The sequence below is a fragment of the Protofrankia sp. Cj5 genome (assembly GCF_917627405.1).
In the GTDB taxonomy this organism is placed as follows: domain Bacteria; phylum Actinomycetota; class Actinomycetes; order Frankiales; family Frankiaceae; genus Protofrankia.
On sequence record NZ_CAKJTO010000001.1, the window covers coordinates 140526 to 165864 of the forward strand.

20 protein-coding genes are annotated in these 25339 nt (G+C 69.7%); 6 read left to right on the forward strand and 14 right to left on the reverse strand.

From position 1 onward, the window contains the following. Positions 1-419 precede the first annotated feature (419 nt). Positions 420-1274 (forward strand): family 16 glycosylhydrolase, encoded by an 855-nt coding sequence (locus tag MJ777_RS00565; protein WP_239372356.1) that lies wholly within the window; start codon positions 420-422, stop codon positions 1272-1274. Here MJ777_RS00565 and MJ777_RS00570 read toward each other — a convergent pair. Both MJ777_RS00570 and glpX read right to left on the reverse strand, forming a co-directional pair. Beyond that, complete coding sequence (locus tag MJ777_RS00570; protein ID WP_239308414.1) at positions 1264-1974, reverse strand: sterol desaturase family protein; 711 nt, start codon at positions 1972-1974, stop codon at positions 1264-1266. The two genes, MJ777_RS00565 and MJ777_RS00570, sit on opposite strands and share 11 nt — an antisense overlap. A gap of 35 nt (positions 1975-2009) precedes the next feature. Next, positions 2010-3032 (reverse strand): class II fructose-bisphosphatase, encoded by a 1023-nt coding sequence (gene glpX, locus MJ777_RS00575; protein WP_239308413.1) that lies wholly within the window; start codon positions 3030-3032, stop codon positions 2010-2012. A gap of 455 nt (positions 3033-3487) precedes the next feature. On the opposite strand from glpX, the gene MJ777_RS00580 reads away from it, so the two are divergent. Further along, positions 3488-4063, forward strand: a complete 576-nt coding sequence (locus MJ777_RS00580) for a DUF4245 domain-containing protein (protein WP_239372358.1) — start codon at positions 3488-3490, stop codon at positions 4061-4063. Between the two features lie 191 nt (positions 4064-4254). On the opposite strand, the gene MJ777_RS00585 is transcribed toward MJ777_RS00580, so the two are convergent. Further along, entirely contained in the window at positions 4255-4521 is a 267-nt protein-coding gene (locus MJ777_RS00585) for an exodeoxyribonuclease VII small subunit (protein ID WP_239345731.1), read from the reverse strand. A gap of 449 nt (positions 4522-4970) precedes the next feature. On the opposite strand from MJ777_RS00585, the gene MJ777_RS00590 reads away from it, so the two are divergent. Next, a complete protein-coding gene (locus MJ777_RS00590) occupies positions 4971-6206 on the forward strand; it encodes a glycosyltransferase (protein ID WP_239308421.1) in 1236 nt (411 codons plus the stop codon). 109 nt (positions 6207-6315) lie between these two features. On the opposite strand, the gene MJ777_RS00595 is transcribed toward MJ777_RS00590, so the two are convergent. After that, the gene (locus tag MJ777_RS00595; RefSeq protein ID WP_239372360.1) at positions 6316-7182 is read right to left on the reverse strand and encodes an aminotransferase class IV; all 867 of its coding nucleotides are present in this window, start codon (positions 7180-7182) and stop codon (positions 6316-6318) included. A gap of 276 nt (positions 7183-7458) precedes the next feature. Between MJ777_RS00595 and add the strand changes: the two genes are divergently transcribed. Next, entirely contained in the window at positions 7459-8529 is a 1071-nt protein-coding gene (gene add, locus MJ777_RS00600; protein WP_239372362.1) for an adenosine deaminase, read from the forward strand. 161 nt (positions 8530-8690) lie between these two features. On the opposite strand, the gene xseA is transcribed toward add, so the two are convergent. Next, complete coding sequence (gene xseA / locus MJ777_RS00605) at positions 8691-9920, reverse strand: exodeoxyribonuclease VII large subunit (protein WP_239372372.1); 1230 nt, start codon at positions 9918-9920, stop codon at positions 8691-8693. 128 nt (positions 9921-10048) lie between these two features. On the opposite strand from xseA, the gene MJ777_RS00610 reads away from it, so the two are divergent. Continuing rightward, complete coding sequence (locus MJ777_RS00610) at positions 10049-11011, forward strand: 4-hydroxy-3-methylbut-2-enyl diphosphate reductase (RefSeq protein ID WP_239308407.1); 963 nt, start codon at positions 10049-10051, stop codon at positions 11009-11011. Between the two features lie 132 nt (positions 11012-11143). Here MJ777_RS00610 and MJ777_RS00615 read toward each other — a convergent pair whose 3' ends face one another. The 4 genes from MJ777_RS00615 to MJ777_RS00630 form a co-directional block, all read right to left on the reverse strand. Continuing rightward, a complete protein-coding gene (locus MJ777_RS00615) occupies positions 11144-12415 on the reverse strand; it encodes a glycosyltransferase family 4 protein (RefSeq protein WP_239372374.1) in 1272 nt (423 codons plus the stop codon). Next, entirely contained in the window at positions 12412-15333 is a 2922-nt protein-coding gene (locus MJ777_RS00620; protein ID WP_239372376.1) for a hypothetical protein, read from the reverse strand. The genes MJ777_RS00615 and MJ777_RS00620 overlap by 4 nt, the downstream gene beginning before the upstream one ends. 77 nt (positions 15334-15410) lie before the next feature. Further along, entirely contained in the window at positions 15411-17216 is a 1806-nt protein-coding gene (locus MJ777_RS00625) for a hypothetical protein (protein WP_239372378.1), read from the reverse strand. After that, a complete protein-coding gene (locus MJ777_RS00630) occupies positions 17213-17662 on the reverse strand; it encodes a hypothetical protein (RefSeq protein ID WP_239372380.1) in 450 nt (149 codons plus the stop codon). Before MJ777_RS00630 ends, MJ777_RS00625 begins: the two co-directional genes overlap by 4 nt. A 32-nt stretch (positions 17663-17694) precedes the next feature. Between MJ777_RS00630 and MJ777_RS00635 the strand changes: the two genes are divergently transcribed. Next, positions 17695-17913 (forward strand): hypothetical protein, encoded by a 219-nt coding sequence (locus MJ777_RS00635; protein WP_239372382.1) that lies wholly within the window; start codon positions 17695-17697, stop codon positions 17911-17913. Here the strand turns inward: MJ777_RS00635 and MJ777_RS00640 are convergent. From MJ777_RS00640 to MJ777_RS00660, 5 genes are all read right to left on the reverse strand, one after another. Beyond that, complete coding sequence (locus tag MJ777_RS00640; protein WP_255723967.1) at positions 17880-20489, reverse strand: glycosyltransferase; 2610 nt, start codon at positions 20487-20489, stop codon at positions 17880-17882. The two genes, MJ777_RS00635 and MJ777_RS00640, sit on opposite strands and share 34 nt — an antisense overlap. Next, a complete protein-coding gene (locus MJ777_RS00645) occupies positions 20486-21349 on the reverse strand; it encodes a glycosyltransferase family 2 protein (RefSeq protein WP_239308401.1) in 864 nt (287 codons plus the stop codon). Before MJ777_RS00645 ends, MJ777_RS00640 begins: the two co-directional genes overlap by 4 nt. 1108 nt (positions 21350-22457) lie before the next feature. After that, on the reverse strand, positions 22458-22910 hold the full coding sequence (locus MJ777_RS00650; RefSeq protein ID WP_239308400.1) for a DUF6542 domain-containing protein: 453 nt from the start codon (positions 22908-22910) through the stop codon (positions 22458-22460). 232 nt (positions 22911-23142) lie between these two features. After that, positions 23143-24531 carry a DNA recombination protein RmuC gene (locus MJ777_RS00655; RefSeq protein WP_239372392.1) on the reverse strand — a complete coding sequence of 463 codons (1389 nt, stop codon included), beginning with the start codon at positions 24529-24531 and terminating at the stop codon, positions 23143-23145. Positions 24532-24584: 53 nt separating this feature from the next. Then, entirely contained in the window at positions 24585-25289 is a 705-nt protein-coding gene (locus MJ777_RS00660; RefSeq protein ID WP_239372394.1) for a DUF4232 domain-containing protein, read from the reverse strand. Positions 25290-25339 lie beyond the last annotated feature (50 nt).

A 25339-nucleotide genomic window follows, 5' to 3' on the forward strand; every position in this document is an offset into this window, starting at 1 on the left:
CCCCTATTGCCGGTCGCTCTAAGCTGGGCAACGCGAGTCCGGTCTTTTTCTGCATTCCAGCGGAGTGGGACGCGTTGCTGGCGGGTGCCCGGGATGACAGGTTCGACCGGACCTGATGCCTGCTGCCGTGCGCCCCTCCCGGGAGCTGTGGGAGCGCCCGCCCGACGCCCCGCGCCCGCCATTTCGATCAGGTAAGCACCCTCCTGGGCAGCACAAAAACGGCTGTGCGCCAGCCTGGCGGGCAGCGGGCCGCAGCGGCCGGATGGCGATCGTCGATCTTGAGTTGATTATCGTCATCACGAAACGTGTGTACTACGCGATGAATCAATTACGCTCCGTGTTAGTGTCGGTGGAGACAGGAAAGCCGGTTGTGCGGGTCGGCGCAGGGCTGTCCCGCCCGGATGTTGGGTTGTCGCCATATGCACACCAGACTCCGCATTCTTCTGCCACTGATCGCGGTTTCGGTGGTAGTCGCCAGCGCTGCCGTGGCGTGCACGGACGGCGCGCTGCTCGCTAGCGGCCCGGCGAGCAGCGCGCCGACGGGCCGCGGGCCGACGGTTGGTGACGGTTCGCGCTCTGCCTCGGCGGATGCCTGGGGCGCGCCGCTGTTCGTCGAGCGGTTCGACGGCAAGGACGTTGACCCCACAAACTGGTGGGTCTACGACAAGCCGAACGCGGAACCTTTCCCCAGATCGCTGGCTCGGGCCACGGTCGCGGGTGGCGCACTGCGCCTCACCGGGGGCTTCGACAGCGCTGGCCGGGATCTGGGCGCTGGGATCGCGAACAAGATGAACCTGCGGTACGGCCGTTGGGAGGCCCGCGTCCGGGTGGAGCGCGGCGATGGCTACTCGGGGGTGATACTGCTGTGGCCGGCGTCGGGCAACTGGCCCACCGACGGTGAGATCGACCTGCTGGAGGCAATTAACGGCAACCGCCAGGGCGCGTCGAGCTTCGTCCACAACGGTCCACGCAACCATGTTGAGTGGCACTATCTGCCCGGTGATTACACTCAGTGGCAAACCATCGCGGTCGAGTGGCTGCCCCGATCGATCACCTTCTATCTCAACGGCGTGCCAGAGTGGACAGTGACCACGCCAGCCATTCCGGGCGCGGTCAACCCGATCCCGTCGACGTCGGCGATGCACCTGGCGCTACAGCTGGACAAGGGCTGCACCGGCGCGATCCCGTGCCGGAACAGCCGGACGCCGGCGACAGTCACCATGTATGTCGATCAGGTACGGATATGGACGGCTCCGCCGCGGCTCACCGGGTAGGCGCGTGTGTCGCGGTGGCCGAGATCGGGACCATGTCGCGGGGCGGGTTGGTTCCCAGCACGATGTCGCCGATCCTGGATGTGACGCCCAGCCAGTAACGCTCGTTGCGGAAGTGGTGCAGGCGATGGTTGCGCCAGAGGCGTCGGTACATCCGGCTCCGAGGCTGATAGCCGCTGTGGATGAGGAAATGGGTCCAGTCGTAGACGAGCAGGCCCATGGCCGCGCACAGCGCCGCGGTGGCCGCCTGAGGCGATCCGTGAACGGCTGCGGCGAGGGCGGCCGTGCCGCCGGCAAGGACCTCCTGGGGGCGTACGAACATCGTGTCCATATTCGTCGGGTCACGGTGATGCTGCTCGTGCCCCCAGCCGGCGGCCTGGTAGAAGACACGGCCGATCGGGCTGATCGGCTCGGCATGCAGGATCTCCCGATGCACCGCCCATTCCACGAACGGCTGCGCGGCCATCATCGACACCGCGATCAGGGCGTCGCCTCGCCCGAATCGGCCGCGGGCGAGGCGTACGGCCACGAGGCTCCCGACGGTGCCCAGCAGCACCGGTGGGCGGGGATGGCGGACAAAGCGCCGGGCGGCGGCGGGCAGGGTGGCGACCTCGGTGGCGCGCCCATGGGGACCAGGCCTGTCCAGGCGAACGACCGCCGCGTTGACCACGCGGGCCGTGCCGGTGACCGCCCGGATCGGCAACGGCGTAGCCAGCCCGCGCAGGGTCCTCGCCCCGCTCAGAACGGCACCGTGGAGTAGGCCTGGAGCTTGGTCAGCTGGTGCTGGCTGTCGACCCGGCGGACCGTCCCACTGCGTGACCGCATGACCAGGGACGACGTGTTCGCCCCACCCGGCCGGTACCGGACCCCGGCCAGCAGCTCGCCGTCTGTGATGCCGGTGGCGACGAAGAAGACGTTGTCGCTGTCCACGAGTTCACGGGTGGTGAGGACACGTTTGGGGTCATGACCGGCATCGAAGACCTTCCGCTGTTCGTCGGGATCTCGCGGCCAGAGCCGTCCCTGGATGACGCCGCCGATACAGGCCACCGCGCATGCGGCAATGATCCCTTCGGGGGTGCCACCAATGCCCAGCAACAGGTCGGCGCCGGTGTCGGCGGACGCGGCCATCACCGCGCCGGCCACGTCCCCGTCGGAGATGAGCTTCACCCGGGCACCGGCGGCGCGGATCTGTTCGATCAGCTCGGCATGGCGTGGACGTTCCAGGACGATAACGGTCACATCCCGCGGATGCACGCCCTTGGCTTTGGCGACGGCACGGATGTTCTCCTCAACCGGCGCGGTGATGTCCACCATGCCGGCGGCTTCGGGGCCTGTGACCAGCTTTTCCATATAGAAGCAGGCACTCGCGTCGTACATGGATCCACGCTCGGAGACGGCCATCACCGCGATCGCATTGTTCATTCCCTTGGCGGTGAGGGTGGTGCCGTCCACCGGGTCGACGGCGACGTCGCATTCGGGGCCTTCGCCCGAGCCAACGTCCTCCCCATTGAAGAGCATCGGGGCTTCGTCCTTCTCGCCCTCGCCGATGACGACGATCCCGCGCATCGACACGGTGCCGACGAGCCGCCGCATGGCATCGACGGCGGCTTGGTCCGCGCCGTTCTTGTCACCGCGCCCGACCCATCGGGCGGCGGCGAGCGCGGCCGCCTCGGTAACCCGGACGAGCTCGAGGGCCAGGTTGCGGTCGGGGGCCTGCCCCTGGACGACGAGAGGATCAGGAAGAGTGCTGTCTGCTGCCACGCATCCGAGGGTAGTTGCACGCGCGTCCAGCCGCCCGCCAGCGCCGTGGCCGCCACGCCGAACCGTCCGGAATTTTCGTATATGCGGTGTTTCGGTGTTTTTCGGGTGTTTTCGGGACGGTTGGAACTGTCGTGCGTTCATCGGGTACCGGACACCGGGTGTGGGTGTCGGATGGTGGACAGAATTGTGCTTCTTCCTGGTGCAACGCTGGCAGCCCGCTGTGCGTCGAACTGTTTACGGGAGGAGAGCGCCCGGCGCGCGGAGGGGGCGTGCCGGGCGCTCTTATGTGTTTATTTGCCTTCTGTTGTTTTTTGCGGCTGGCTTGATCGGCCCTTTCGCCTTACCTGGCTCACGTCGTTTCCCAAATCACGGTTTTGTAATGATTTGGCACGCGTTGCCGCGCGGATCGACCGCCCTGTCGGGCCGGGCCCGCGGCGGGACGTCAGGATGGACGGGTGGCACGAAGACGCGGTCAGGAGACGATCCGGGACATGCTGCTGTCCCTTGGCGTGGTGATGGCCGGTGTGGCGCTGTTCACCCTGTTCATGCCGAGGGGTGACGCGGACTCGGTGGTCGCCGTGGACACAGCCGCCCCGCTGGCCGCCTTCGCGCGGGTGGCACCGTTCGGCGTCGCGGAACCGACGGGCCTGCCCGGCTACTGGAAGGCCACGTCGATCCGGACGCAAGCGCCGCCTGGCGCGTCCCGCGCGGACGTGATCGAGCTGCGCATCGGTTACGTCGTTGACCGTCCGGGTAACCGTACGTACGCACAGCTCAATCAGGGCAATGCGAGGGACGCCGTCAAACGGGTCCTGGCGGACCGGCCGGTGACGGGGACCGTTGACCTGGCGGGGGCGCCGTGGCAGGAGCGGCGGGATGATGCCGGCCACCTGGCGCTGACCCGTCAGGTGGGTGACGTCATTCTGATCGTCTCCGACAGCGGTGGGCGGAGCGGCGCTTCTCTCACCGACCTGGGGACGCTGGCCGCCTCCCTGCGTGTTCCCAGCGACGGGCCTCAGCGGCTGTCATGACATGCCGATATAATGATCTTGATGGCGTCGGCGGACCGGCCGGCGCCGGCAATAGGGCGTTCGATCAGGGAGCGGCGCCTGGGCGGATGGATCGCGAGGCACCGACCGGGCGCCGCGAGCCGGACAGTCCTATTGCCGGTCGCTCCAACCCGTCCACGGTGGCGTGCTCCGCGGGGTAGCGGCGGCCGCTGTCAGGCGTCCGCCTGCGCGTCTTCGGGCTGGCCGCCGCTGGCCGGTGCGGTTGTGTGCCGGGCCGTGTCGAGGCGGGCGCGGGCGCCGTCGAGGAAGGCCTGGCACGTCCTTGTCAGCGCCTCACCGCGTTCCCACAGCGTGAGCGACTCCTCCAGGGTGATGCCGCCGGCCTCCAGCCGGTGGACGACCTCCTCCAGCTCCGCCCGCGCCCGTTCGTACGTCGGGGAAGCCTCGTGCGCCGGTGGCGCGTCCTGTGAACCTGACACCGATACCTCCTGGGCATTGACCGGGGACGTTGACCGGGGACGTTGACCGGGCGGACCGACGTTACCGACCGTTCTTACCGGCGGACCGGCAGCAGGGCGAACCGGGGCGGCCTTCCCCGCGTTCCGGGATCGACGGGGTACGCGCCGTGTCCGAGCGCGTGGAGCGGGAACTCGTGCCTTCCCCGACGCGATGACCGGCCCAGCTCCACCAGACGCCTGGGCACGGGCCAGCCGCGATAAATCATGACCAACAGCGGTCGGCCGTGGCCGTACGGTCCCATGGCCGGCGGGCCACCGGTGGTCGCGGGCGTGACACGTGACCGTGTGATCACCTGACCGCGGACTCTGGCACCGGCGCTGGCGATACTGTCGTCGGTGGAGAGTGGCTGGACACACCACTCGCCAGGTTCCCGCGATCGGTCCCGCGATTTGCGACGCTGATCATCGTGATGATGTTGGCGGCGTGCGCGGTCTGCTCCCTGATCGTCTGGCTGGTGCTCGCAGGCGGCCACGGAATGTTCTGGCGCACCGATACCCGGCTTGATCCCTACAGCCCCCAAGCGGATGGCGCGGCCGAGCCGAACGGCGGTTGGCCCGCTGTGACTGTGATCATTCCTGCCCGCAATGAAGCGGACATAATCCCCTATACTCTTCCATCCCTGCTCAGTCAGAACTATCCGGGCCCGCTCCAGGTCGTCCTTGTCGACGACGCCAGCGAGGACGGTACCGGGGAGATAGCCCGGACGCTCGGCCGGTCGGCCGGCGCTCATGTCCCGCTGAGGGTGCTCACCGGCGGAGGGCGCCCGGCCGGTTGGGTGGGCAAGGTGTGGGCCATGGAGCAGGGCGTCCGCGCCTCGTCGCCGGAATCCGAATGGCTTCTGTTCACCGACGCCGACATCGCTCATGGTCCCGAGTCGGTGGCCCGGCTCGTCCACCATGCCACCACCCGCGGGCTTGATCTCACGTCACTGATGGCGTTCCTGCGCGCGCGGTCCCGCTGGGAACGGCTCCTCATCCCCGCGTTCGTGTACTTCTTCGCGCAGCTTTACCCGTTCCGCCGGACCAACAGGCCGGCCACGCGGACCGCGGGCGCCGCCGGCCACGCCATCCTGCTGCGCCGCGGCGCGCTGGAACATGCCGGGGGGCTCGCCTCGATCGCCCGCGCGGTCATCGACGACTGCTCGTTGGCCAGGACGATCAAACGCAGCGGTGGGCGGATCTGGGTGGGACTCGCCGACCCGGCCACGGACGGCGTCCGTGGCGTCCGGCCGTGCCCACAGCTGGCGGACCTGTGGTCGATGGTCGCCCGCAGCGCCTACACCCAGCTCCGGCACTCGCCCGTACTGCTCATCGGCAGTGTCGCGGGCCTCGCGCTGACCTACGTGGCGCCACCGTTGGCGGCTGTGGTGGGGCTGGCCGGGTTGGCGGCCGGGGCTGGCGGCACCGCCGCCATCGTGAGCGCGGCCGCGGGCCTCGGCGCGTGGGCGGTGATGACCGCCACGTACATCCCCATGATCCGCTACTATCTCCAGTCGGCTCGTAACGCGGTGCTTCTGCCTGTGGTGGCCATCCTGTATGTACTGATGACGCTGGACTCGGCACGCGCGCACTGGCGCGGCCGGGGAGCGGCGTGGAAGGGACGGACCTACCCGGCGGTGAACGGCAACCGGGTCCCCGGCACCTGACGCGGGTGAGCAGCGGATGCCGTGGACCGATGTCCGCCGACGTCCGCTGCTCACAGCCGCGTTGCGGGGGATCGGGCTGGTGGCATCCTGGTGGAGCGGCCGGCGCTGGTCATCGCCTGTTGACGGGAGCCTCGGCAGCGGTCCCGCACTCGCTCGGCGGAATCGCCTGATCGCGCAGAAGGGTGTTCCACCGGCGTTCCCGGCGGGACGGCCCGGCATCGATCGACGCGCCGACCCAGCCTCGTACGGGACGGATCCCGTGCAGGGCATTGACCGCCCATACCTCAAGACCAGCCAGATCCCGCGGCCTGCTCTCCTCTTCCTGGACACGGACACCACGGGTGACGGCGAGGCCGAGGATGGCGGCGCGGGTGACTCCCGGGAGGAGGTGGGGCGTGTCCGGTGGCAGGCAGAGGGTCTTGCCACGCCACCAGAGGACGCTGGTTGTGGTGCCTTCCCGGACCCGGCCGTCGGCGGAGAGGAGCAGCGTTTCGTCGGCACCGGCCCGAACAGCCGCCTGACGGAGTCCCGCGAGATAGCCCAGATCCGCCCCTTTCACCGTGGGCTGGACACGCTGATCCGCCGTGGGCGAGATCCAGAGCCGCACCGCTTCGCCGCGGGCGGGGGCGGGTCGCGGCCAGAGCTGCAGCCTGGGCCGATCATCGATCATGACTAGTTCGACGCGCGGGAACCAGCGGCCCGTCGCGGGGAGCTGGCGGACGGACGCCACCATGAACGCGACGCACCGCGCGGCCGGCAGGCCGGTCATCCGGGCGCACGCCGAGCTGAATCGCGCGAGGTGCGCCGGCCATGCTCGTACCCGGCCGTCATCCATCAGCCACGAGTCCACCACCAGCGGCCTGGACGGGTCATTGACCAGCGCGAAGCCCCCCGGCGCGCAGTCGGCACCGGCACCGGAGCCGACCCACCGCATCCGCGCGGTTGCCGACGTTTGGATATCATCAGGCGTAATCATCCGTACTATCCCGCTTGCTGGGCCGCGAGTCGACCCTGGCGGACAGCCGGGTGCGCTGTCAACGTGCCGCCGCGATAACACGAAAGGCCGCCGCCGGTGCGGAAACGTCGCTCGGCCCCGGGTGAGCAGGTCGCGGCTGACTCGTCACCGTCGGTGCGATCTGTTCTTGACCGAGAAGCGGATGTCCGTAATCGTTCAGGACATGCGACAGACAGAACAGGCAGACCCGGGGTCGGGCGATGCGGGGTTTGGTAACGCGGGGTTTGGTACCGCGTCATGAGCTCCGAGGCCGTGGCGGGGCGGCGGCCGGGCGGTGACGAGGCCAGCGACGAGGGGTTCGTCGACGCGTTGCCCAAGGTGGAGCTGCACGTCCACCTGGAGGGGTCGATGCACCCGCGGACTCTGCTCACCCTCGCTCGTCGCCACGGCATCGACGATCTGCCAACCGATTCTGACGGCGTGGCGAAGTTCTACGAGTTCCGCGACTTCGACCATTTCATCGACGTCTACCTGGCTGCTGTCCGCGTGCTGCGGGACGGCGAGGACTTCGCGCTGCTGGCCCGTGAGACCGCGCTGGGGCTTGCCGCGCAGGGGGTCCGGTACGCTGAGATCACCTTCACGCCGTTCCTGCACATCCAGCGTGGTATCGACGCGGCCGAGGTCTTCGACGGGGTCGAGCGGGGCCGTCGGGAGGCCGAGGAGGCGACCGGTATCCAGCTGCGGTGGGTCACCGACATCCCAGGCCTGCCCGGGATGGATCTGCGCCCCGCGGCCGAGGCGACGATCGAGTTCGCGTTGAGCCACCGTGGACCGGTGATCGCGCTCGGGCTGGGCGGGTCCGAGGCCGGTGTGCCCCGGTCGCAGTTCGCGGACGTGTTCACCGCCGCGCGGGACGCCGGGCTGCACCGCGTACCGCATGCCGGCGAGACCACCGGGCCGCGCACGATCTGGGACTCCCTCGAGTATCTGCACGCCGAACGCATCGGTCACGGCATCCGCGCCATCGACGACCCGGTACTGGTCGACCACCTGCGGGCACAGCACGTCCCGCTGGAGGTGTGCCCGACATCGAACCTCCGTACCGGGGTCGTCGCGGACTATTCGGGGCACCCGTTGTCCACAATGATCAAAATGGGTCTGCCGGTCAGCCTCAACAGTGACGACCCGCCGATGTTCGGCACCACACTGCGCGATGAGTACCTGCATGCGCTGCGCGGTCTGGGCCTGACCCGGCACCAGGTAGTTGATCTTGCGGTGGCCGCTGTCGACCACTCGTTCGCTCCCACCGCGCTCAAGGCCGCCATCCGCGCGGACCTCGCCGGAGTCGTCGAGGGCCTCAGCCTTTAGAGCGCCCGAGGACAGGACTGTCCGGCTCGCGGCTCCCCGCGTCCCGCCCGGCCGCGTTGTCGTCGGTCGGCGCCCAGCACCAGGGCGCCTTCCTCCGCCGCCTTGCCGGATCGGGCGCGGATGAGCCGCTCGCTGATCGAACGCCCTGTCCTCGGGCGCTCTTAGACACTCTGGGGATCTCGGGCGCCGGCGGTCGCGGGGAAGGAGCCACCGGCAACCCGGATGACCAGCTCGTCACCTGTGTCCACCCCCGCCGGGTCGCGCACGATGGAGCCGTCGGCGGTCCGGCGCACCAGGGCATATCCGCGATCCAAAGTCGCGGCCGGTGACAGTGCGCGCAGCTGGGCGGATGTGTGGGCCAGCTCGCGCTCGGCCCCGGCGAGGATCTGCATCACGCAACGTAGCCCGCGGGACCGTAGCTCGTTGACGGACTCGCTCTGGCGGTCAAGTTCGCGGCCGGGCGCGGCCAGCACGGGACGGCCGCGTAGATCGGCCAGTCCGCGTTCCTCGTGCTTCAGCCGCTGTTCGACGATCCGCCTGGACCGGTCGCGCAACGCGGTGACCAGGGCGTGTTGTTCGGCCACGTCCGGCACGATCCGTTTCGCCGCGTCCGTCGGAGTGGACGCGCGGACGTCGGCGACGAAGTCGAGCAGGGGCGCGTCCTGCTCGTGGCCGATGGCGGATACCACCGGGGTGCCCGCCGCGGCCACGGCCCGTATCAACGCCTCGTCGGAGAAGGGCAGCAGGTCCTCCATCGACCCACCGCCCCGGGCGATGACGATGACGTCCACGCCGGGGATACGGTCGAGGTCACGCAGCGCGTCGATGACCTGTCCGACGGCGAGCGGCCCCTGGACCGCCACTTCCCGGGTCACGATGCGCACGGCGGGCCAGCGACGGCGGGCGTTCTCGACCACGTCCCGCTCGGCCGCGCTCGCCCGTCCGGTGATCAGCCCCACCGCCTGCGGGAGGAACGGGAGCCGGCGTTTGCGGGCAGCGGCGAACAGGCCCTCCGCCGCGAGCACGCCGCGCAGCTGCTCGAGGCGCGCGAGCAGGGCGCCCGCACCGAGTGGGCGGATCTCCACGACAGCGAGCGCCAGCGTTCCCCGCGTGGGGTGGAAGGACGGCTTGCCCCAGACCACCACTCTGGCGCCATCGACGAGCCCGGCTCCGATCGCCTCACAGACGGCCCGCGGGCAGGTGAGCCGCAGCGACACGTCGGCGACGGGATCGCGCAGCGTGAGGAAGACGGTGGCGAGCCCGGGGCGGCGGACGATCTCGGTGAGCTGCCCTTCCACCCAGACCCGCCCAAGCCGGTTGACCCAGTCCCCGATCGCGCGGGAAATCGTGCGGACCGGCAGCGGCTGCTCCGGTGAGGAGGTGAGTGCCATCGAGCCACCGTAACGACGTGAACCGTCGATCCATGCACAAATCGCTTCGGGTGTCCTGGCAGGTTGCCGGCGTGTGACGGTTATCGTTCGCTCCTCCGGCCGCTGCTGGGCCGCGTACACTTCCGGGCATGGGGCGGATCCTGTTGGCCAATCCGCGCGGGTACTGCGCTGGTGTTGACCGAGCGGTGCTGACGGTCGAGAAGACGCTGGAGCTGTACGGCGCTCCCGTCTACGTACGCAAGCAGATCGTGCACAATGCCCACGTCGTCAAGACGCTGGAGGCAAAAGGCGCGATCTTTGTGGACGAGACGGACGAGGTTCCTGCCGGGGCGACCGTGGTGTTTTCTGCCCACGGTGTCGCACCGTCCGTCCATGAGGAGGCGAGGTCCCGGGAACTGCGAACGATCGACGCCACGTGCCCGCTCGTGACGAAGGTGCACGGCGAGGCACGCAGATTCGCCAAGGAGGACTTCGACATCCTCCTTATCGGCCATGAAGGCCACGAGGAGGTTGTCGGTACCACGGGCCAGGCGCCCGACCGCATCCACCTGGTCGACGGCGTGGAGGATGCGGCGGCCGTCAAGGTCCGCGACGAGTCCAGAGTTGCCTATCTTTCACAGACCACGCTGTCGGTCGACGAGACCGAGACCACGGTGCACGCGTTGCGTGAGCGGTTCCCGCTGCTACAGGGGCCGCCGAGTGCCGACATCTGTTATGCCACCCAGAACCGCCAGGTCGCGGTCAAGGAGATCGCCGGCCAGGTCGAGCTGATCCTCGTGGTCGGGTCGCCGAACTCGTCGAACTCCGTACGCCTGGTCGAGGTCGCCCTTGACCACGGGGTGCCTGCCGCCTACCTGGTGGACGACGCCAGCCAGGTGGATCCGGCCTGGCTCGACGGGGTGGAGACCATTGGTGTGACCAGCGGGGCTTCGGTTCCTGAGGAGCTGGTCACCGAGGTGGTCGCCTGGCTCGCCGAACGCGGTTTCGACGATGTCGAGCAGGTGACTTCGGCCGAGGAGCATCTGCTGTTCGCGCTGCCCCCTGAGCTCCGCCGGGAAATCCGGGCCCGGGAGCGCGCGGCCAAGGTCTAGCCGGCCGACGGACCAGGAGAACCGTTGGATCGGCACATCCGATCCAACGGTGCGATCGATCCAACCGGTGCAATGCGCGACCGCATCGCACCGGTTGGCTTTTCTGGTGTCACACCTGGGTGTTTTCTGGTGTCACGCCCGGGTAGCGGTGGCCACCGCTACCCGGGATCGTCGGGCTGGGCCGCCGGGCCGCTGAGCCACCATGAGGGAACGCAGCAGTTCCGCCTGGCTGTCAGCCTGCTGGGTGAGGGTGTGCCGAGCGAGCACGTTCGCCCGGGCGGCTATGGAAATCCGCTCGGCATAGCCCGGATTACCGAGCAGGTCGGTCAGCCGGCGGGTGAGATCGTCGACATCCCCCGCGCGGGCGAGCAGCCCGGTCACACCGTCCGTGACGATCTCTGGGATGCCGGCTGTCGGGAATGCGACCACCGGTGTTCCGCATGCCTGCGCTTCCAGAACGCTCAGCGGCAGGCCTTCCAGACTGGACGCGAGCACCAGCGCGTCGCATGCCCGCAGCAGACCGGCTATATCCGTGCGTGGGCCGAGGAAGCGTATCCGCACGCCCAGCAGGCTGGCGCCGAGCTCGCGTAGCGTCCTCGCGTGTGCCGGATCGAGGCTCGGCGCGCCCGCGACGGCGAGCTGTGCACGCGCGAACTGTCCGGGCAGTGAGGCCACCGCCCGGATCACGTTGTCCACGCCCTTGCGTGGGTCGAGCCGGGACAGCGCCAGTACCACGGGTGCGGACGGATCGGCCGCCAGCTGGGCGCGTACCTCGGGATCGGCGGGTCCCGGCCGCAGCGCGTCCGTGTCGACCCCGTTGCGGATCACCTGGGTACGGCGGGCTGCCGCGGGTGGCAATGACGCCGCCACCGCGTCGCTGACCGCCACCGACGCCTGCGCGCCGCGCACCGCCAGCCCCCGCAGCCGGCCGATCAGATCCGGTTCGTTCTCCTCATGCAGGTGCAGGACGACCGGCCGGTTCGTCAGCCGGCCCGCCAGCACGCACTGCAGATGCGACCAGTGGCTGTTCGCGTGTACTGCGTCCACGTCAAGGAGGCGGACGAGTGCCGCCGTGCGTCGGGCGAGCATGGCGGTCCGTCCGAACTCCCGGACCGCGCCGACGGGGCTGAACTGGCCATCCGGCGCGCGTATCCCGCGATCGTCGGGTGCGGGCAGCATGACGTGCAACAGCCCGGCCGCCCGCCATGCCTCGGCCGTGGCGCTGCCGGCGGGCGCCGCGAGGATCTGTTCGACCCCACGGTCGCGGAGCAGCGGCGCGAGCCGCAGCAGATAGCGCTGTGCGCCCCATAGTCCCTCGCCCTGCTCGACAACCAACAACCGGCAGCGGGCTGGTTCCCGCGGCATCCTTGCCGATGTGTCCGTCACGGCCGTGGGCGTGCTCACCGGTCCGCTCCTGACGCCGCCGGCCCCGGCACCGCCTCTGGCGTGGGCTCCGGCTCCGGCTCCGGCTTCGGCGATGTGCCTGTGCCGGCCGGCCCCGGGGAGGTCAGCAGATCGAGCGGGTCAGTGCACAGCAGGCCGATCGCGGCGGCCACGGCGGCCCGGGAGAAGCTGGCCGGATGGAAGGCCGCGGTGATCGACAGCGCGCCGCGCAGCTCGACGAACTTCACAGAGATGACGTCGTTGTCTCCGGGTGTGGACGCCGAGTACAGCTGAGGCGTGTCCGTACCGGGATCCGTGCCCGGCGGACCATCGACCCAGCCAAGCCGTTCGAAGCGCGGCACCCGGCCCAGATGGTTGAGCACCAGGCACGGGTGCGGCGGTGGATGGACGCCGGCCCGCGGTGGTGCTGCCGACGGCAGCCGCCGTCGGTAGCCGCGGGCGGCAATGAGACACAGCGTGGCCAGCGGCCGGCCAGAGGCAACCGTTTCGCGCAGTGCCCGGCTGATGGCGACTGGATCGACCGGATCGACCGGGAACATGCGCAGACCCACCGCGAAGTTGCCCGCGACGTTTGCGTCGGCTGGCAGGAAACGCCGGTTGTCAACCAGTGTGAACAGGCCCGCGCTGGCGGGTGTGCCCAGCCCGCAGCGGTCGAACGCGACCCGGGCCGCGGCGAACATGACGGCGGCGCTGGTCGAGCCGGGGGCGTGGGCATCGCGCCACTCCCGGATATCCGCCAGCGTCGACACGGGGCTGTGCCGTGCGACAACCGCCAGCGCCGGCGCAGCCGGCCGGCTCGGAGCGGCCGTGGATGTTGCGGCTGTGGATGTCGTGGTTGTGGATGTTGCGGCCGGTGCCCGCGCGGTGGATGCGGGCGGTGGGCCACCGGCTGCGCGCCTGGACCGCGGCGGTGCGGCCGGTGGTCCGCTCGGCCGCGGACCGCGCAGCATCGCCAGCAGGCGGCGCGGATCACGACCGCAGAAGTGGATGAGTGCGCGTAGCAGCGGCAGCACCGTCTCGTCCCTGGTCAGCGCTACCGGTGGGTCGCCGTCGAGGCCGGCGCGCAGCAGGTCGGGGAAGGCGTTCGTACTCAACCAGCCGTCGCCGAGACAGTGGGCTATCGACAATGCCGCGTACCGGCGTCCGACATAGAGCTGGAACGGCAGGGTCGGCACAGCGGATGCGTAGAGGCGTTCGATATGGCCGGTGAGGTCGTCCGGGTCGGGATCGTCCATCGGGACAATCATCGTCACGCAGTGCCGGCGTATCTCGGCGGTCGGGGTCGGCCGCCACCGTGTCGAGCTCGGGTCGAGCGTACGGAACAGCCGGTGGCCGGGTTTCATGGTGAACAGTTGTTCCGCGGCCACCCTGACCGCGGCCACGTCCGGCATGTCGGCCGGGCCGGCGAGCATGATGTGCCGCCGGCCTATCCAGGCACGGTCACGACCGGCCATACGCATGAAAGCCCCTCTCTTTTCCGTCGTTATGGATTCCGCTGTTACGGACGCGGGCACAGCGACGTCGCTGTTGTGGCCACCGTCGTTGTGGCCACCGTCGTTATGGCCACCGCCGTTGTGATTGCTGGTGTTGTGGCCACTGTTCAGACGCACTCTCAGCGCGGGGCGGCTGAGCATGATGGCGATCATCGCCGTGACGCTCTGCCCCGCAACCCAGGCGAGACCGACACCGGGCAGCCCAAGCGGCTGGGCGAACTGCCAGACACCTACGGTTATGATCATCGCGGGGATGGCCTGCAGGACGACGATCCGGCCGGCCTGCCGCCGTGCCCGCGCCGCACAGACGGCCAGTACCGTCACCGCGCGGGCCATACCGCCGAGCAGCAGCAGACGCAGCAGGGTGGTGGCCTGCTCGGCGTAGGTCGTCCCGAAGATTTTCAGGATCGCTGGAGCCGCGGCGATGCCGGCGGCACCGACCGCCGCGACGACCGGGAGAACCCGGCGCAGGACGGCCGTGTGCAGGGCGTCGACGTTGGCACCGGGCTGGGCACCCTCGACCGTCAGCGAGATCCCCATCCCGATGGTGATCAGATCGACCGATACCGTCAGCATCCAGGCGATGCCGAACGCGCCGCCGGCCGTCGAGCCCATCCTGACCACGACGAGTACCGGCAGGAAGGTCGTCGCGACCTGGGCGAAGAGCATTCCCACAGCGTCACCGGACAGGAAGCGAAACATCTCGGTAGTCCCGCCCAGCGTTTCGCCTGCCGCCCTGCCCCCCGTGGGGCGGGACGGCGGCAGCAGCCGCGTCCACAGCAGCCAGGAGACAGCCGCGATGAACACCACCGGCGGCAGCGCCCATGAGCCGAAGAGACTGAGTGCGCCGCTCTGCCCGCCCGCGGCCAGCGCCGCGAGCACCGCCAGCTTGGTGGCGCTGTAGGCGACGTTTTCGATCGGCACCCAGAGCGCGGCGCGCAGGCCTGTCAACACGCTGTCCTGTAAGGAGAAGATCGACCAGAGCACGACCGCCAGCGTGAAGCCGATCGCGGCGCTGGGACGTCCCAGCACCGCGAGCGCTGGACTCATCCTGGGGATCACCAGTACGAACACCGTGCCCAGCAGCAGGCTCGCACCGGTCGCCACGCCGTATCCGATCAGTACCAGGCGCCGGGCGGATGCCCCGGCGCCTGGGAGGAACGTCGCGAACGCGCCGCCGAAGCTGAACTGGGCAAGCGTTGACAGCGCGGTGAGCGCCGCGACCAGGGCGGTGGCCGCGCCGACCGTGGCCGGGGTGGCGGTGCGCGCGGCGAGAATCCAGTACGCGCTTCCCAACAGGGAGGACACTCCACTGTTGACGACCAGGGCCAGCCCGTTGCGGTAGAGGACGCCGCGCCGGGCAGTGGCTTGCGCAGGCCGTGTTCCCGGCGCCGGATCCGCCGGGCGAGCGTTCCCGCGAGTCATCCTGTGCCGGCCTCGCTGTCGATGATCATGGTAGGGGTATGGGTGGCGTCCGGAGTGCCCCGGCACGCCGGCGGTCATCATCGGCCTGCCCGGTAGGAGTAGATGCGGGCAGTCGGGCTGGTGAAGAAGGCCTGGAAGCGTGGCGAACGCGCGACCGCCTGCTCCAGGGAGCCCAGCGCTCCCGGTGGGGCGAGCCCGAAGACCTCGGCGTAGACCTCCTGCGAGGTTGTGAACGCGAGATAACCGTGCGTGGAGTACTGCCGCAGCACCGCGACGACGCCATCGAGGTCAGCCGCGCCCAGCTGGCGGTGGCGGAACCCGGCCGTGTGCAGCAGGTTGGGGTCGTCGTCACTGCTCGGACCCCGAAATTCCGGGTACCTGGGGCCGTACCTGAGCGGGAAGTCGGGGCCGGCGAGAAGAAGCACCGACCCGGCTTCGGCGTGGGCGTCGAAGTAGTCGGCGGCCCGGACGGTGTCCGGAGTCATGATGTTGATTTCTTCCTGTCCGGTGAACGCGGGCAGGAACATGGCGACCAGAGCGCCGGTGACGGCGCTGACCCGCGGCGCCTGGCGCAGGCGCCACACGCCGCCGGTGGGCTCCAGGGCGAGGGCGCCGAGAACAGCCGCGAACGGCAGGGCGAACAGGACGACCCGAAGCGACGCCTCGCCGCCGTAGTTCTGAGCGAACACGATCCCGACGGGAACCACCGCGAGCAGCAGCGGGATCCCGGCCACGCGGTTACCCCGGCGCAGATCGCGCCAGGCGCCGATGACGGCCAGCAGCCCCACGGAAACCGTCAGCGCGTACCCGGCGCGCGCGTTGAAGATTTTCCCGGGCAGCGGGGAGAACTCGTGAACGTGCGCGTTCGTCGCGTTGGCCACCGGGTTCGTCCCGGAAAGCAGGCCGAAGGTGTGCTGGACGTAGCCGAGGTTCGGCACCAGCCAGGCCAGCGTGAGCCCGGCCAGTACAGCGGTGAGCCACCGCGGCCGGACGTATCCCGCGGCGCTCAGCGCGCCCATCCCGGCAACGAGCAGATAGGGGGTGAGCTGGTGACTGACGACCACCGCCGCCTGCAGCACACATATGATCGTTATAGCTGCCCGCCGTGCCGGGCCCGGGGGCGTCCCGGCCAGGTGTGATGATCGCGGCCCGGTCAGGAACCGCAGCGCGACCAGATACAGACCGAGCCCCATCGTGAGCCCGAATGCCTGCGGCGCGAAATAGCTTTGTCCCACCCAGTTGGTGATGACGAAGAGGAAGGCGGCCGTGGCGGCGGTACGGGCACGACCGGTCAGCGTCCGTGCGGTCGCGGCGACTATTCCTGCCTGGACAAGCGGAAAGAGAACCTCGGCCCAGGCCGCGTACGTCACCGGATTCCGCTGTCCGGCGAGCTGGCCGAACAGCGCGGCAACCGCAAAGAATCCCGGCCACCGATGGTAGATGTCGATCCCGGGGTCGATACTGCCGTGCACATCGATGTACCGGACGACGCCGATGTGTTTGTACACCCAGGGGTAGTGCGGAACGTCCGTGCACAGTGGCACCGTCCCGTAGAGGATGACCACGGTTGCCGTGAGGAAACCGGCGAGCAGCCACGGGCTCGGCCGCCGCTGGCAGAGCGCGACCGCGTACCCGACGACCACCAGGGCGAGTCCGGCGTACCAGCGCACAGGCAGGGCTGGTGGCAGCCCGTAGTCACCGAGGGAGTCCACCCGGATGTCGCCCAGTGACGTGGCCCATAGGAGGACGCCGGCAATGCCCACCGCCGTGGTCGGTGCGAGCCTGCCCAGCGCACGCACCGCTGCCGAGGCCTGGGCGGCCGCTGCCGTTGCCGGCGGGACCGCCAGCCAGCTCAACCGATGGATCGGCGGGCTGGCGGTCATCCCTGGCGCCGTTCGTGCTCGTGGCGCTGTCCGTGCTCCCTGCGCTGTCCGTGCTCGTGGTGCCGTTCATGGTCCCGGCGCCGATCCGGGGCCGTCGCGGAGAGCTCGCCGAGCGCCCGCCGAAGATCCCAGGCGAGCACCCCACCGGAGGCCAGCCCAAGGCAGAGCAGCAGCGCCGTGGGGTTCCACCAGCCCACCTCGACGGTGACCACCGCCAGCAGGGTCAGCATCGCGAGGCTCACGCTCACCGTGACCGCGAGCCACGTCAACGCGTCGTCAAGGCGCAGGGTGGTCAGCGCCGCCGCGCCTGGCAGCAGCGCCGCCGCCAGCACAGCCAGCACGGCCCGCACCGGTGAGTGCGTGCCGCTGAGGGCCATCAGCAGGGTCAGCGCGGCAAGTGCCAGCAGGGCGCAGTCCACCGCGCATCGACGCCGTGGTTCGATCATGCATCCGCCCTCGTGTTCATCAGGTCACGCCGATGACAGCTGGCTGGCATCGGCGCCGACCGGGCCGGACCAGGCTCACCGCCAGCGGGCGGGTATGCGGTGGGCGCCGTGTCACTGGTGAGCGGGGCCGGGCGGTGCCCGTCGTCGGGGCCGTCATCCCGGTGGTCGCCTTGGCTGTCGCCCTGGCCGCCATCCCGGCCACCGCGGTGGCATCCGTTCACCGCCATGCTGGCGCTGGCGGCCGGTCGTGAGCCGCTTGGTGGCGGGACCGCAGATAACAGGCTGGACCCGCGGCCATACCGGCGAGTTCGCGCAACCAGAGCCGACGCATGGGCAACGCGGCCGGTCCGGCCAGCCGGTGACCAGCGGCCAGCGGCCCGCGCGTGCCGCCAGCGGACGCGGTGACTGCGCGCCCGGTCCGTCGCCGGGTCGTCCGCAGATGGCCAATCCCGGCGGGAACCGCGACGAGCAGGCCCCGGGCCGTGGCTGGGTCCAGCAGGTATTTGCAGAGGAACGAGGTCAGCCCGGTGCCGTAGCCAAAAAGCTGCCGGCGCAGCGCGTCCAGCTCAGCCCGGTGACTGTGCCAGACGAGTGCCGCCGGCTCATAGGCCAGGGCGTGCCCGGCAAGCAGCACGCGGACGAAGACGTCGAGGTCCTCACCGCCAGCTGACGCGGTGCCGGCGCCGAGCGCCTCGTCGAAGCCACCGAGGGCGAGCAGGACATCGCGGCGGAACGCCATGTTTGCCCCAGTGCCGAACGCCCCCGCGCTGTAGGGGTACAGCGGGCTCGGCCGCCGGGACCGATCAAGGTCGAACAGCGCCGGCCGGCAGTTCGTCGCCCATGACACCCGGGCGTCGAAGTAACGTTCCGCCGGGCTTGCCAGGGTGGCCGCGGCCACGAGCCCAGTGACGCAGGCGACATCGGGCCGGCGCTCGAAGCCGCGTACCAGGCCGCGGATCCAGTCGGCGTCCACGGTCACGTCGTCGTCGGTGAAGGCGACGATCGTGCTGCTTGCCGCTGTCAGGCCCGCGTTGCGTGCCCGGGAGAGCCCAGGCCGTGGCTCCAGCACGTACCGGAACCGGGGGTCGCCGGCGGCCTGGGCGTCGAACACGCTTCGGGTCGCCGGGTCGGTCGGGGCGTTGTCGACGATGATGACGTCGAGCCAGGGCCAGTCGAGCGCGCGTAACGAGACCAGGCTGGCGGCGAGCTGGGCCGGCCGGTCACGGGTGCAGACCACAACGCTCACCGCGGGGGCCGAGAGCAGCCGGCGGCATGCGTGACCGGCAGCCAGCGGGCCTGCCGGTGCCGGGCACGCCGGTGGCTCCGGGTCCGGACCCGGCAGCTGGTCGAGTCCGTCGATGCCCAGGTGAGCGCGGATGGCCTCGCCGAGGTCGCGGCTGGCCATGGCCCGCAGCGTCAGGTCGTCGAGGACGTCCGTGTCGAGATCGACGGACAGGAAGCCGAGCGGTGTGCCGTGCAGGCGGATCAGAAGCCGGGCTTCGCGGTACGGCGTGGCGGCGGTGTCGAGCAGCTCAGCGGGAAGAGCCATCGGTTCGGTGAGTTCCACCTCCCCGCACCAGATCCGTGCTGTCGTGGCTGCCGGTGCGGTTCGGGCCGCCTGACGGCCTCGCCGGCCACTGACCGCATGCGCGAGGTGAGCGGCCGGCCCCCGGGTGAGCCCGGTCACCGTCGCGGCGGGCAGCGACGATGGACAGCCGCGCGGCTGATGGCGCGGCTCACCAGAACGGCGGGCCGGCTCATCAGGAAGGCGGGCTGGCTCATCAGGAAGGCGGGCTGGGCTGCCAGGACGCCGCCAGCGCAACCACCGGCCATGGACATATCCGGCTGTGGTGATCCCCAGGCCCGCCACGGTGACGCTCGCACGCGGCCAGCGCCGCGGTGTGGCCAGGTCGCGGCACAGCGCCCGGGGGAGCACGCGGCGCACGTAGTCCTTTTCGCTGGCGAGTGCCGCATCGCGGCCGACGCTGTGGGCGACCGCGGCTTTGGAAAGGCCTTCGGCATAGCAACGGGCCCGGAAGTACCGCCAGGTCGTACGCTCCCGGGTGACCCGATGGCTTACCCGCGCGAGCGGTTGGTAAAGCATGATCATCGTTGGGTCATGGGCGCGCAGCCGGATGGCGAGCTCGGTTTCCTCGCAGCCCAGCGGCCGGGACCCGAGCCGGCCGAGTCCGTCGGTGAAACCGCCCACCTGGTCGAAGACCATCCGCCGGAACGACATGCCGGCACCGATTGGGTTCCGGACCGGTGCGCTGGCAGTGGGAAGTCCCTGGTAGCTACAGCCGACCACCCAGTCGAATTCCGGTGGGAACCAAGGCGGGCGGCTCGACGGCCAGCGCGGCTCGGCCAGCCCGCCGACACCGGCGACGGCCGGGTCCGCATACGGAGCCAGGAGGTTTGCCAGCCATGATGGTTCAGCCTCGGCATCGTCGTCGAGAAAGGCGATCACATCGCCGGTGGCGGTCGCGATACCGGTGTTACGGGCTCCGGACAGACCGTTGCGACCGCTGTTGAGCACGACCTGGACGCCGGACAGACCGGCAGCCGCGCGCTGGTGGAGCCTGGGATTGTGGTCGATGACCACGATGACTTCGTGGGGGGGAACGGTCTGGGCCGAAAGACTTGTCACGGCCCGCTCCAGATCGGCCCACCGCTCTTCGGTGTAGGCACAGATGACGACGGACGCGCACGCCGCGGGCCAGCTGGCGTCGTCCGGTTCCTCGTCGCGCCCGCGGTCTGGCCAACTGGCCGGGCCGCGGGCCGCCGGAACTGGCGCCGTTTGCGTCCGCCGTCCGCTGACGGCCGTCATGCGTAGGTCGCCGAGGCGCTGCCGGCCCGGTCCGGCTGCTCTGGGGCGTCTGCCTGGCGGGGAAGGGCGGTGGCCGGCGGAGCGGCGGATGCCGCGGAGTGGCACCCGGCCGCTTGACCGATCAGCGGGTCGCGTCGGTGCAGCCGTTCGGACAGGATCGTGCGCAGTACCCGCAGGCCGTCGCTGCTGGCTCGCAGGTTTGACTCGCCGTGCACGCGAGGGCGTTCGAAGCTGCCGACCTCGGTGATGCGCAGGCCGGCCGCGGCGACTCGCAGCATGATCAAAGTCTCGATCTCGAAGCCGTCACCCCACTGGCGAGTTCCGTTGTGCTGGCCGGGTGTGAGGCCCAGCGCCGCGAGACACGTGCGGGAGAAGGCGTTGTAGCCATAACAGAGATCGGTGAAACGCTGGCCGAACAACCGATTGGCCAGGAAGCACAGAGCGCGGTTTCCCAGCTGCCGGGCGCGGGTGATGTCGGCGCTTCCGCCGCCGTGGGCGAAACGTGTTCCCTTGGCGAAGTCCGCGCCATTGCGAAGAGCGTCGAGGAAGGCAGGGATCTCGCTGGGGTCCGCCGAGCCATCGGCGTCCAGCATGACGATGAAATCGCCGGTGGAAGCGGCGAAGCCACAGGCGAGAGCGTTCCCTTTACCACGTCTGGTTTGGCGCACGACGATTGTGTCGGGACGGATTTCGCAGGCGACACGGATGGTGTCGTCAGTGGACCGGCCGTCCACCAGGATAATTTCCGCGTCGGGCGGTAGCCGCCGGAAGACGCCAGGTATGTTCTTCGCCTCATTGAGCGTTGGAATGACGATGCTAACCGAGAGGGGGGCCACTGGACGCCGCGACGTCTCGAACAACGGGTATCCTCCGATTCGGGCCAGGCGGAAAAGGTTGTGGCGGAGCCGACCTGCTCTTCGGGCGTCGCCTCGGCCTCGGGCACGCGACAGACGCCGCAGGGGCGCCCGCGATGCCCCCTGGCTGCGGTGCCGTCGTGGGGGATGCCCGTCAGGTCGTCAGCTGAGATCGAAGAGTCGACGCGGTCGGCTTGGCTCGTGGTGCCAGGTCTCATGTGCTGGTGTTCCGGGGGTGTTGGCGGCGCGAAAAGTGATGATCGTGCTGGTGCCTACAGGGCGAGCGCCGCCGATTCGACAGCTGATGTACGGCAGCAGCCTTGTCGACGTTCGGCCTTGCGTCCGTACACCGTTGCCCCCCTGTACGTTCCGCACCGTCCACGATCATTTTGTTGCTGGCTGTCTATATCATCGGACAGTGTGTATCTCGGCACGGGGAACATATCACATGACATCACTACTGGTTGTGTAAGTGTCACCGAAGGTTGGCATCGCTGCGTGTGACGGGGTCACTTATCGTTTAATGATGCTGAGAATTCTTGTGTTCCAGTAGTGGTCCGCTGGCGTGCGGCGGGGCAGCGGAGATGTTGCGGAGGTCTTTGGTTGGCTATCTGGCGATAAAGAAAACAAAGAAAAACCTGTCCTCGGCGGCCGCGTCCGCCGAGCTGCCGGCACCTCCCGTGCCAGCCGCCGCGTTCAGATGATCTTTTCTGTGCCCAGGGCGGTACGCTGGCCGGCGCGTCCGGGCTGCCCCCGCGGCGGTCAGCCGCGTCGACGAGAGCGGACGCGGGAGAATGCCGGGCACGAACAGCGCCCACAGTCCGAGCCGCGCCGGTAATGTCGGTGATGGTCACGAAAATGGCCGCAGCGGCAGGTGGCCCACCATGTGGTCAGGCGTTCCCGAAGTTCGCGGGGCGCGTTGCTCGGCACGGTGGAAACGGTACCGGACGGCCATGGGCAGCTGACCACGACGTTCCTGCTGCCTTGCTGTACGGCGCCTCGACCAGGCTCCCGGGCGATTTTTCTACTGCCGCAACCAGGACGCACCTGATGAATCTTCAATCATGCGGATCGATGCCCGGGCCCACATCGGCCGCCATCCGGCGGGCACGCCCTAACCACTCGGCCGACGGCGATTCCTCGTGGCCTTGAGCGCACGTTGACGGTCGCGCCGGGCGACCCGGGCATGCCGCGCCCGGACCACCGCTATGAGTACGACGGCAAAGAACCCAAGGAGAAGCACGGGGGCTCGAAGAATCAGATCGGAGCTAATGCTGATCACTTTGTTCTTTATTCCACCACCAGCGCTGCCGGCGGCCGGATGCGCAAATCCGATACCGATGGCTATCAGCGCATAAACGAGCGGTGGTGTGATAACGATGCCGAGGAGGTCGTCGGGATGCACCCGGGTGGCGGCCAGGACGCAACCGGCGACGAACAGAACGCCGAACACCACGCCCAGGGAGCCGGCCAGGACCACATCGATGGCGGCTCCGGCTGTTCCGGCCAGGAGGACCAGGAGAGCGGCTCCGAGCACGGTAAGGCCACGCCGGCTGCCCGTAACCACGGTAGGCGTGCCTGCGCCGCCTCGCCGAGCCGGGATTCGTCCGCGCTGTCCGGTCGGGCCTCCGGCCCGGTCGGGGGGACCGGCCGACGAGCGAGGCGGCGGCGAGCTCACTTGGGCAAGGTACCGCCCGGAGCCGGGCCGTGTGTCACCGGCGAGTTGTCGCACCCTGTGATAACGCTAGTGACATTACTTTCAGTGTTTCTCCACGTGCTTTCGGCAATGTCTGTGGCGTTCAGCGGACGAGCCGCGAGCTGGGCGGTGCCTCGGCGGGGCCGGCGAGCTCCGCCGCGGACAGGGCGCGTACACCGGATTCAACGCGCGCAGGCGTGGCCAGCACGCTGTCCACCACCTCCATAGCGGCAAGCCGTCGTGCCGGTACCAGCACACGGCTCTCCAGCGATCCGACCGCGGCGTTGAAGTCGGTCACGGTCCGGCCGATCGAACGGCCGAGCCGGTCCACGTGCTCGCCGAGGGTGCCAAGGCGGGTGTACAGGTCCCGGCCAAGCTCGAAGATCTCCCGGGTGCGGGTGGTGAGCGCCTCCTGCGTCCACGCGTGGGCAACAGTCCGCAGCATTGCGATGAGCGTGGTCGGCGTCGCGATGACGACCTTCTTCCTGGCGGCATGCTCCAGCAGCGCTGGGTCCTTCTCGAGCGCGGGGGCGAGGAAGGCTTCAGCGGGTACGAACAGCACCACGAACTCCGGGCTGGCGGAGAACTGCCGCCAGTACGCCTTCGCCCCGAGCGCGTCCACATGAGCGCGCAGATGCCGTGCGTGGGCGCTGAGCCGCTGGTCGCGGATGGTTTCGTCCGGGGCCTCGCTAGCCTCAAGGAAGGCGATCAGAGGCACCTTCGCGTCCACGATGATGTTCCGGTTGCCCGCCAGGTGAACGACCATGTCCGGTCGCCGCACGCCGTCGCCGTCGGTGATGGTGGGCTGTTCGGTGAAGTCGCAGCGGGCGATCATTCCGGCGACCTCGGCCACCCGGCGCAGCTGCATCTCCCCCCAGGCCCCGCGAGTCTGGGGCTTGCGCAGGGCCGTGACCAGGGCGGCGGTCTGCGTTCGCAGCCCCTCGGATACCTGCTGGACACCCCGGACCTGCTCAACGAGAGTCGCGTACGCCTCGATGCGCGCGGTTTCCAGGTCCGCCAGCCGGTGCTCCATCTTCCCGAGTACCTCCCGCAGCGGACTGATCAGGTGCTCGACGGCCACCCTGCGCTGCTCGAAGTCGCCGGCGGCACGCGTACCGGCCTCCTGCAGGCGGACGGAGGCAAGGTCGAGAAACTGGCGGCTCGCGCTCTCCAACGCCTGTGCGGACAGGGCCTGGAACGACTCGGCCAGGCGTTGCTGGCTCTGCTCGACGAGGTTCAGGCGTTCGGTCGCGGATCGCCGTTCGTAGTCCAGCGCCGTCCGCATGCCCGCGACATCAGCCTCGGCCAGCGCTGCCCGCTCCCGCGCGGCCTGTTCCGACTGGCGTAGCAGTTCACGCTCGCGGGTGGCGGCGTCACGCTCGGAGGCCAGGGCCGCGAGGCGGATGTCGCCAGCGCGGCGGCCCGCCGCGAAACCGCCCGCGCCGCCCAGCAACAGGCCGAGAAGGAGAAGCAGGGTGGTCGCGACGTCCATGGCCGATAGGCAATCACAGGCCTCCGACGCTTTTCGCCGCGACCGCCGCGCCGCTACTGGGCGGTGCCGCCAGCGTCGGTGCCGCCAGCGTCGGTGCCGGATACCAGCGGATGGATCCGGAACTCGCCACAGAAGCTGAGCGGCCTGGTCAGCCACAGACTGCGTGTCTCGTCCGGTGGCGTCACCGCGAGACCGGCGTACCGCGGGCAACGGTCCCGTGGCCCCATCGGGACGACGGTCCATTCCAGGCCCGCGGACACGGTGCCGCCCGGCGCCAGAACGATCCGTGATCGTGCTGTCCTCGGGAAGATGGAGCCGACGGTGCTGCGAGCGGCGTCGACGGGGTGGCGTCCGCTGCTGTCGCGAGCGGCGACACCCGGATAGCCGCTGAGCGCGCAGGAGCTCCGTGTCGTGTTCCTGAAGACGAGGACGAGGCCCTGGTGGCCCATGGCACCACCGCCGGCTGGCGGCACGGCGGACAGGAGCAGGCCTGGCGTGACACAGCGCGCCATCACGGGCGGGTTCTTCGCCGTGTCGCCAGCGCCCGGCTGGCTGGTGCCTGGCTGGCTGGTGCCCGGCTGGCTGGCACGTGGGTGGCTGGAGATTGGGTGGCTGGAGATTGGGTGGCTGGAGATTGGGTGGCTGGGGCGCGGCTGGCTGGCGTTGGAGCCCGTGCAGGCGACGCCCGTGGCCGCGCACAGGAGGCCGGCAAGCAGCATCGCCGGCAGTCGGTACCCGGCAGGCTTCACGCCGGCCATGATCGCGCCTGGCGGGATGCCAGCGATATCTTCTGGGCGTCGTCCGGCAG